Origin of the sequence: Nocardia bovistercoris (assembly GCF_015674855.1) — a bacterium.
Taxonomy (GTDB): Bacteria; Actinomycetota; Actinomycetes; order Mycobacteriales; family Mycobacteriaceae; genus Nocardia; species Nocardia bovistercoris.
In genome coordinates this window covers 193,454-200,644 of sequence record NZ_JADMLG010000006.1, presented here as the reverse complement: position 1 = coordinate 200,644, position 7,191 = coordinate 193,454, and the positions used below count along the sequence as shown (strand labels likewise).

Genomic DNA, 7,191 nt, shown 5'->3' with positions numbered 1-7,191 from the left:
GAGGAATCGTGCGTTTCGACCATCCGACCGACGACGAGCTGCGGGCGAACTTCGACGAACTGTTGGCCTCGGTCCGCGGCGGCGGCGGCATCTATTCGGAGAGCGGTCTCGACATGGAGACCGAAGAGTCGCTGTGGGCCATCGCCCGCGCCTATCCGGAGGTGCCCGACAGTCTGGTCGAGGCCGCCCGCACCACCTTCGCCGGACAGCTCGACGGTTCGCATTCCGCCGCGAGGCAGGCCGCGCTGGCTCGCAGGATCGAGGAGATCAATCGCGCGAAGGCCGCCGAGCGCCGGAATCCGCCGCGCGGCTGAGGCGGGCGTTCAGCGGGGCTCGGCGACCGGATCGGCGCAACTGGCCGCCGCGTCGACGAGGGAGCAGGCGGCGGGCGCCCGCGTCGGACGGTAGTCGGGGGCGACCCCGCCCTCGCGGGTGATGCGGGTGTATGCGGCGACGGCGTCGGTGGGGCGGCGGGTGAGCGTCGGATCGGTGCGCACGTCCACCGTATAGAGGCCGAAACGCGGTGCGTAGGAACCCCATTCGTAGTTGTCGGTGAGGCTCCAGTAGTTGTAGCCGATGAGGTCGATGCCGTCGGCCACGGCGCGTTGCAGCCAGTAGACGGTGTCGCGCAGGTTGTCGGCGCGGGTGTAGCCGTCGGCGCGCGGCATGCCGTTCTCGGTGGGGATGCCGTTCTCCACGATGTAGAGCGGCTTGTCGGGGAACAGCCGCGCGTAGTGTCGCAGCGCGTAGTAGATGCCCTCGGGTTGCAGCGGATTCTTCCACAGTTCGGCGAGACTGAACGAGGTGAGGGAGTCGGGCGAGAGTCCGTAGTAGTAGTCGATGCCGATGAAGTCGAGCCGGTCGGCGATGCGGTGCACCAGCGTCGCGCCGTTGACGGCGTCCTCGGCGGCGGGAATGTAGGCGACATTGCTCGTGACCATCGCGCCGGGCTGCACCGCGTGGATGTGATCGTAGATGCCGTTGTGCGCCTGCGCTATCCGGTCGAACATCGCGGGCGCGGCGGCGGGGGAGATGCCGCCGTGGCGGGTCTCGTTGAGGACGTAGACCGCGGGTTCGTTGAAGGTCACCCACAGCGGGTCCGCGGCGGCGTAGCGATCGACCACCTTGCGCGCGTTGGCGAGCCAGTCCTCGACGATGCCCGGCCCGGCCCACCCGCCGCGGTCGACCTCCCAGCCTGGGTAGACCCAGTGGTCGAGGGTCAGCATGGGCCGCATGCCCGCCGCGCGGATGGCCGCGATGAGCTCGTCGTAGAAGCGGAACCCCTGCTCGTCCCACACGCCGGGCGCGGGCTGCACGCGCGCCCATTCGATGCCGATCCGGTACACCTTCACCCCGAGGCCTGCGGCAAGTGCGATGTCGGAGCGGAAGCGGGTGTAGAAGTCGATGGAGTCGAAGTACGGGTCGTCGGTCTTGCCCTGTGCCACGTACCGCGACCAATTGCTGTCGGGCGCATGCCCTTCGGCCTGGTATCCCGATGCCGCGACACCCCACAGGAATTCGGCTCCCAGCGGCGCCACCCGGTCGGGCGGTGCGGGGCGCGCCTGGGCGGGCGCGCCGCCCGCGACGAGGAATACCGCGACCGCGGCCGCGAGCAGGGCGAGGGTGCGGCGGCGGGACTGTGATCGCATCGAACTCCTGTTTCCGAGTGCGGACTCGGTGGCGCGCGCCTGTCGAGTCGGGACCGTCGCAGACAGCGTACTGATCAGTCGTCCGGATCGGGGCGCTGCCGTCGTCGCGTCGTCACGGGTCTATCGTCGGCGCGGAAGGCGACAACCGCGAGAGGTAGGGCATGACCGGGCAGCGCACACCCAGCAAATGGGAAGAGCTCGTCGCGGCGGATCCCGCGCATTCCACCCGATTCGTGGCAAGATTCCGCGATCTGGCCGCTGACGGCATGGATATCGCAGGCGAGGCACGTCTGATCGACGCCATGCTCGGCCGCGGATCCCGTGTTCTGGACGCGGGCTGCGGCGCCGGGCGGACCGGCGGCTACCTGCATCGCGCCGGTCACACCGTGGTCGGGGTCGACGTCGACCCGGTGCTCGTCGCGGCCGCCGCCGAGGACTATCCTGGCCCGCGCTGGCTGGTCGGCGACCTGGCCGAACTCGACCTGCCCGCCCTCGGCATCGCCGCCGACTTCGGCGCCGTGGTCAGCGCGGGCAACGTCATGCCCTTCCTCGCCCCGGACAGCCGCGGCCGCGTCCTCGCGAACCTGGCCCGCCACCTCGCCCCCAACGGCCGCGCCGTGATCGGCTTCGGCGCCGACCGCGGCTACCCGTTCGACGAATTCCTCGCCGACGCCGCCGCGGCGGGCCTCACCCCCGACCACCTCCTCGCCACCTGGGACCTCCGCCCCTTCACCGAAACCTCCGACTTCCTCGTCGCCGTCCTCACCCCCGCCCGAACCTGATTCCTACGGTTGTTCGAGCACGCCGAACGGAACAGTGGCCTCCACCGGTTCATCCAACAAAAGCACCCTGCGGTGGACCGCATGCGCCCGATACCGGCGACCGGACCAGTCGAGACGGTATTCCTCGATCTCCTCGATGCGCTCTTCCTTCTGATCCAGTCGAACGATCAGATAGCGGGGAATACCGGCGGCCGCGTATTGGATGCGCTTATCGGAGATATCGGTATCGATGGTCGATTCCGAGGTGACTTCGACGACCAGCAGTATGTGGTCGCGCACCGAGTTCACGTCGTACGGCTCGCAGTCGCGAATCCAGATGTCGGGGTAGCGCACATTGAGGCGGCGGTCGGCGGTGTTCGACTCCGTGTCGGCGAATCGCGCCGCGACATCGGAATCGATGATCATGCACGGCCCACCGTCGCGCCGCGCGGCTTCCAACATCCCGGCCAGTCGTCGTACCACTCGACTGTGTAGCGGACTTTGCGCCATCAACCGGATCACGCGCCCATCGACGATCTCGAGATCGCCGAGATCGGCCGTGGCGCCGTCGGCGAACTCTTCGGCGGTCACGTGCAGAACCTGCTGCTCGTCCGGAGCGCTCATGCCGCCATCATCGCAGGCCGCGCGACCCGAGCTGCCGGTCGGTGTGCGCGCATGTCGGTCCCGATCGGTAGCTACCCGGTAGCATTGCGTGACCGGGTAACTCGCGGCTAGGGTGACACGCGACACAGCGACGTGACACTCCGGCTCCGAGGGAGCCGGTCACAGCGGGCGGGTTCGCCCAGAAGTAGGCTCGATCATCGGTGTTCGGTAGTAAGTCCATACGGGAAATTTCGGCATCAGCGCGCAGGCGGGGGTTCACGCGCAAACCGCTCGGGGTGCGGGCGCGGCTGGTCATCATCGTGCTCATACCGAGCCTGGCGCTGATGGGGGTGAGTATCGGTGCCGCGGTCTATCTGATCAAAGACGGCCGCAAGTCGAAGGACTGGGCGGAATTCGCCGCGGAGACCACAACGCCCGCGATCACCATGATCGAAGCATTCCAGGCCGAGCGCGCGGCATCGATGCTGGTCCTGGCGGGTGACCCGACCGCGCCGGACAAACTGGCGGCCGCGCGCGGCAACTCCGACAGCGCGCTGGCCTATCTGCTGACCTACAGCCAGACCTCTCGGGAGGTGCGGCCCGAACTGGTCGACGACATGTCCGGATTCGACCAGCTCTACGCGTCCATGCCGATGCTGCGCGGCGGTATCGACGCCCGCGCGATGCCGCCGGATCAGGTCTTCGGCGCCTTCAGCGCGATCATCGACACCATCGTGACGGGAAATCTGATCGCCGCCACGGTGTCGCCCGCGTCCACGATCGCGGTGGACATGATCGGCGGAATCCCGATGCTGCGTGCCACCGAGGCGGTCTCGAAAGCCCTGAGCATCGGCAGCACCGCGCTGATCACGAACCAGATCTCCCCCGAGCACTTCACCGACTTCATGCGCAATGTCGGTGACGCGCGCGCCCAACTCGGTTACGCCGACGGAATGCTCACGGGGCAGCGGCAGGCCCAGTTGCGTGCGATCACCGAGGGGCAGGCCTGGCAGCAGCTCGTCGCGATGGGTGATGCCTTCATGCGGCGCGGTGTGATCACGGGCGCCGATGCCGCCGCGCCGACCTCTGAGGATTCCGCGAGCGGTCGGAATCCGACCACAACGACCCGCCGCGCCACCGCGACCGGATCCGCGGCGCTTCCGCTGACCATCACGGAGTGGACCAACGCCGCCGTCGAGGTCAATGCCGCGCTGTTGAAGCTGTGGAAGGACCAGAACGGCGACGCGCACGACCGCGCCATGGCGGCGGGTGAGAAACGGGAACAGGATTCCCTCCACGGCGCGATCGCGATCGCCGGGTTGACGCTGCTCGCCTTCCTCGCGGCACTGTGGTTGACCAACCGGCTGATCCGGCGCATGCGCCGGCTGCGCGCGCAGACCCTCGAAGTGGCCGACGAGCGCCTGCCGAGCACCATCAGGGCGCTCAGCGACGGCGCGCCGTCGAACGCGAGTATCGAGATGACGCCGCTGGATTTCGGCCGTGACGAGATCGGCCAGGTCGCCGACGCGTTCAATCGCGCGCACAGTTCCGCGGTGGCGGCGGCGGTCGCGGAATCCAAGACCCGCGCCGGTGTGAACGCCGTGTTCCTCAATATCGCGCACCGCAATCAGGTCATCGTGCACCGCCAGCTCGCACTGCTCGACACCGCCGAGCGCGGTGAGGAGAACCCGGGCACGCTCGACGTGCTGTTCCAGCTCGACCACCTGGCCACCCGTTCGCGCCGCAACGCGGAGAACCTGATCATCCTCGGCGGTGAGAAGCCGGGACGGCGCTGGCGCAATCCGGTTCCGCTCATCGACGTGGTGCGCGGCGCGGTGGCCGAGAGCACCGACTACACCCGGATCCAGATCGCCAAGCTGCCGAGTCTGCGGATCACCGGCGGCGCGGTGGCCGACCTCATCCACCTGCTGGCCGAACTCACCGACAACGCGACCGCCTTCTCGCCGCCGCAGACGCGGGTCGAGGTCACGGGCAATCAGATCGGCAGGGGCGTGGCCATCGAGATCATCGATCAGGGCCTCGGGATGGCGGCCGACGAACTGACCGAACGCAACGCGCTGCTCGCCGAGCCGCCGGACTTCAGTGTCGCCGCGCTGTCCTCCGATGCCCGCCTCGGCCTCTTCGTGGTCGCGACACTCGCTGTCCGGCACGGTATCTCCGTGCGGCTGGTCGATTCCGACTACGGCGGCGTCAAGGCCGTTGTCGTGGTTCCGACGACGCTGGTCGTCGAGGACGGAGCGGAGGTTCCGGTCCGGGATCGCCTGCCGGTGCACGAACCGCGCCCGCGGCCGCCGGTGTTCGAGCAGGCGCCGCCGCCCGCGATCCCCGCGCCGTGGCCCGCGCCCCCGATCGATCCGAGCAAGCCCGCGCTGCCGAGGCGGCGGCGCGGGGAGGACGCGGTCGGCGACTATCCGACCATGGAGACCAGGGCGGTGCCGCCGCCGCGCCCGCGCACCGCCGATCAGGCGCGCGATCTGATGTCCGCGATCGAGGGCGGAACCCGCCAGGGACGACGCGATCACGCCGAATCCGGACACCGCGACTATTTCGATGAACAGGAAGGTACCGGTGACCACCGCCACACCCCGTAGCCTCGACTGGCTGCTCGACGATCTGATCGAGCGCCTGCCCGACATCCGATTCGCGATCGTGCTGTCCACCGACGGGCTGCTGCTCGGGCACTGCGCGTCGATGAGCCGGTCCGACGCCGAACGATTCGGCGCGATGGCCTCGACCCTGCACGGCGTGGCGCGCAGCGCGGGCTCGCATTTCGACAGCGGAGGGGTCTGCCAGACGGTGGTCGAACTCGATCGCGGCATCCTGTTCGTCACCGCGGCGGGCGAGAACGCCTGCCTGGCCGTGCTGTCGGTGGAGACCGCCAATATGGGCACGGTCGCCTACGAGATGAGCCGGACCGTGCAGCGGGTCGGCATCCACCTGTCGGTGGACGCCCGCCCGTAGTCGTCGGGATCAGGTGTCGGTCGGCGGCGGTGTCGCCACGGCGATCTCGCCGCCGAGTTCATAGCCCTCGGACAGGCGCAGCTTGTCGCCGCTCCAGAAGCGGCCCGGGTCGTACCAGTTGGGGCTGCGGTCGGCGGGCAGCAGGCCCATGGCCTGGTAGGTGGAGGCGACGATCTCCGCGCAGTAGGCGTTTTCCAGCTCGCGCACGTCGGCGCGGCTCGGTCGGCGGCGCGGCAGGCGCGGAAGACGCGCCCGGCCGCGCAGCCAGCGTCCGGCGAGTGCGGCGGTGGACGGGAACGGCGTGCCGTCGAGGCGGGCGATGCTGCGCAGCATGCCGTCCTCCATCTCGCGGGTCACCGGGTGGTTCAGCTGGCGCAGCCAGGCCTGCTGGTCGTAGCGGTGCGCCCAGACCAGCACCGCGTCGCGCAGATTGTGCAGCTGGGCGCCGCGATGGGCGGCGCCGGACCACATGTCGGGCAGTGAGCGTCCGAGTTCGGCGTGCCAGATCAACGCGGGTAGGTCATCGAGCACGACGGCCATGCCGACGTGGTTCACCGGACTGTTCGTGGTCATGCGGATCACCCGGTCGGCGGTCGAATGTCCGCGGAACAGCCAGATGTCGCCGGTTCTGGTGAGCTCGAGAGCTCGGTCGAGACTGATGCCCATACCCGTCATGGCCGTAGCCTATGCGGTATGAGGTGGTGGAAGGCAGTGGGATTGGCGGGCGCGGCCGGTGTGGTCGCCACCGGTGTCGTCGTGGTGCGTGCCGAGCGACGACGCCGCGCGTACACCCCGGATCAGGTCCGGGAACAATTGCAGGCGCGGTTCGCGGAGGTGGCGACGGCCGAGGAGGTCGTCGACGCGGGCGCGGAGCGGCCGGGCAGATTCGCGGCGGGGCGCGCACGTCTGCGACGCCTGATCCGACGCGACTGACCGCGACGCGTACGCGGCGGCTCCGTTCGTGCGGGGCCGCCGCGTTTCTCGTATCCGCGCGAAGTTCTGTCGTTTGCTGTCGAAATTCTGGTATCGCGCCGCGCTGACGCGAAGGCCACTCATGATTCGCGAAAAGTGCTCGGGGAACACACCGCGCGGTATTCATCGGTGACTCGCGTATCCCCTGGAAATAGTGCGAACGTACGATTCGAAACGGCGGATGAATTCTTGTCGAGGTGACGGTGATTCAGCGCCGGAGCGAA

General features: G+C 68.9%; 8 protein-coding genes. 5 read left to right on the top strand and 3 right to left on the bottom strand.

The annotated features are described in order from the left end of the window. Window positions 1-8: 8 nt before the first annotated feature. Complete coding sequence (locus IT779_RS16660; RefSeq protein WP_196150229.1) at window positions 9-314, top strand: hypothetical protein; 306 nt, start codon at window positions 9-11, stop codon at window positions 312-314. A 9-nt stretch (window positions 315-323) separates the two neighbouring features. On the opposite strand, the gene IT779_RS16655 is transcribed toward IT779_RS16660, so the two are convergent. Next, window positions 324-1,649, bottom strand: coding sequence for a family 1 glycosylhydrolase (locus tag IT779_RS16655; protein WP_196150228.1), 1,326 nt, complete (start codon window positions 1,647-1,649; stop codon window positions 324-326). Window positions 1,650-1,810: 161 nt separating this feature from the next. On the opposite strand from IT779_RS16655, the gene IT779_RS16650 reads away from it, so the two are divergent. Beyond that, window positions 1,811-2,431 carry a class I SAM-dependent methyltransferase gene (locus IT779_RS16650; protein ID WP_196150227.1) on the top strand — a complete coding sequence of 207 codons (621 nt, stop codon included), beginning with the start codon at window positions 1,811-1,813 and terminating at the stop codon, window positions 2,429-2,431. A 3-nt stretch (window positions 2,432-2,434) separates the two neighbouring features. On the opposite strand, the gene IT779_RS16645 is transcribed toward IT779_RS16650, so the two are convergent. Further along, on the bottom strand, window positions 2,435-3,034 hold the full coding sequence (locus IT779_RS16645) for a Uma2 family endonuclease (RefSeq protein ID WP_196150226.1): 600 nt from the start codon (window positions 3,032-3,034) through the stop codon (window positions 2,435-2,437). Window positions 3,035-3,357: 323 nt separating this feature from the next. Between IT779_RS16645 and IT779_RS16640 the strand changes: the two genes are divergently transcribed. Further along, window positions 3,358-5,625 carry a sensor histidine kinase gene (locus IT779_RS16640; protein WP_196150225.1) on the top strand — a complete coding sequence of 756 codons (2,268 nt, stop codon included), beginning with the start codon at window positions 3,358-3,360 and terminating at the stop codon, window positions 5,623-5,625. After that, window positions 5,603-5,995, top strand: coding sequence for a roadblock/LC7 domain-containing protein (locus IT779_RS16635; RefSeq protein WP_332838834.1), 393 nt, complete (start codon window positions 5,603-5,605; stop codon window positions 5,993-5,995). The genes IT779_RS16640 and IT779_RS16635 overlap by 23 nt, the downstream gene beginning before the upstream one ends. Before the next feature lie 9 nt (window positions 5,996-6,004). Here IT779_RS16635 and IT779_RS16630 read toward each other — a convergent pair whose 3' ends face one another. Next, on the bottom strand, window positions 6,005-6,670 hold the full coding sequence (locus tag IT779_RS16630) for a hypothetical protein (RefSeq protein WP_198428577.1): 666 nt from the start codon (window positions 6,668-6,670) through the stop codon (window positions 6,005-6,007). 18 nt (window positions 6,671-6,688) lie between these two features. Between IT779_RS16630 and IT779_RS16625 the strand changes: the two genes are divergently transcribed. After that, the gene (locus IT779_RS16625; RefSeq protein ID WP_196150223.1) at window positions 6,689-6,928 is read left to right on the top strand and encodes a hypothetical protein; all 240 of its coding nucleotides are present in this window, start codon (window positions 6,689-6,691) and stop codon (window positions 6,926-6,928) included. The last annotated feature ends 263 nt before the right edge of the window (window positions 6,929-7,191 follow it).

Bases quoted from the DNA above. Each gene is read 5' to 3' on its own strand.
- IT779_RS16625 (WP_196150223.1), top strand. From the start codon at position 6,689: ATGAGGTGGTGGAAGGCAGTGGGATTGGCGGGCGCGGCCGGTGTGGTC.
- IT779_RS16640 (WP_196150225.1), top strand. From the start codon at position 3,358: ATGGGGGTGAGTATCGGTGCCGCGGTCTATCTGATCAAAGACGGCCGC.
- IT779_RS16650 (WP_196150227.1), top strand. From the start codon at position 1,811: ATGACCGGGCAGCGCACACCCAGCAAATGGGAAGAGCTCGTCGCGGCG.
- IT779_RS16645 (WP_196150226.1), bottom strand. From the start codon at position 3,034: ATGAGCGCTCCGGACGAGCAGCAGGTTCTGCACGTGACCGCCGAAGAG.
- IT779_RS16630 (WP_198428577.1), bottom strand. From the start codon at position 6,670: ATGACGGGTATGGGCATCAGTCTCGACCGAGCTCTCGAGCTCACCAGA.
- IT779_RS16655 (WP_196150228.1), bottom strand. From the start codon at position 1,649: ATGCGATCACAGTCCCGCCGCCGCACCCTCGCCCTGCTCGCGGCCGCG.